General features: G+C 63.1%; 1 protein-coding gene. It reads left to right on the top strand.

Features of this window, described 5'->3' with window-relative positions; translation table 11 throughout:
* Positions 1 to 98 precede the first annotated feature (98 nt).
* Complete coding sequence (locus AX690_RS19460) at positions 99 to 833, top strand: DUF3800 domain-containing protein (RefSeq protein ID WP_066684670.1); 735 nt, start codon at positions 99 to 101, stop codon at positions 831 to 833.
* Positions 834 to 969 lie beyond the last annotated feature (136 nt).

Here is a 969-nt window from a genome sequence, read left to right as displayed (position 1 = left end):
GGGTTAGGTAGGGGAAGAGGTGGGGGAATTCGCCGTCCCGCGCCAAAGGCGCCAGCTTGAATTGCGTTATGATTCCGGCTCGCCTTATGGTGAGGCTGATGGCGTTCTCGGACTACATTGTCTTCGCCGACGAAAGCGGCTCGCCGGTTCTGGAGAACCCCGACCCTACGTTTCCAGTCTTCGTGCTGAACACCGTCCTAGTCCGCAAGGCGGCGTACGCCACCGACATCGTGCCTCGACTTCAGCGGCTGAAGTTCGCGGCGGTCGGCCACGACCAGCTGATCTTGCATGAGCGCGATATCCGCCGCCAACAGAACGACTTCGCCTTTCTTCAGGTGGGGCAGGGAACGCGCGAGGCGTTCATCGCCGGCGTCAACGCCATCGTCGCCGAGGCCGAGTTCGAGATCATCGCCGCCGTGATCGACAAGGTTCGTCTGGTCGCCCGCTATGCCGCCCCCTGGAGCCCCTACGAACTGGCGCTGCACTTCTGCATGGAGAAGCTGCTGGGGCGCCTTCTGGCGCTCGGTCAGGAGGAACGGAACGTCCATGTGATTTTCGAAAGTCGCGGCAAGCGCGAGGATCGTGAGCTTGAGCTGCACTTCCGCCGGGTCGTCGCCAACGAGGTTCAGTGGGGCAACCAGCGGCCGGACTTCACGCGCCTGCAATGGGAGCCGATCTTCGTCGACAAAAAGAGCAATTCATCCGGCCTGCAACTGGCCGACCTGATGGCGCGGCCGATAGGGTTGAAGGCCTTGCGTCCGGCCCAGGAGAACCGAGCCTTCGAAATCCTGCGGCCCAAGTTGGCTGCAAACGGCCTGAAGATCTTCCCCTAGAAAGCAGAAGGGCCCCCGAGAAACCCCAGGAGCCCCACGCCGACCGAGAAACCCCAGTCCATTTGTGGGGAAGATAGGGGATCGGCGGGGCGGGCGCAATCGGCGAGCGGATGGTGGGGCTCCAGCCTTGCTGGCT

The sequence above is a fragment of the Caulobacter sp. CCH9-E1 genome (assembly GCF_001556515.1).
Classification (GTDB): domain Bacteria; phylum Pseudomonadota; class Alphaproteobacteria; order Caulobacterales; family Caulobacteraceae; genus Caulobacter.
The sequence above is the reverse complement of the archived record's forward strand: the minus strand, read 5'-3'. Positions and strand labels throughout refer to the sequence as shown.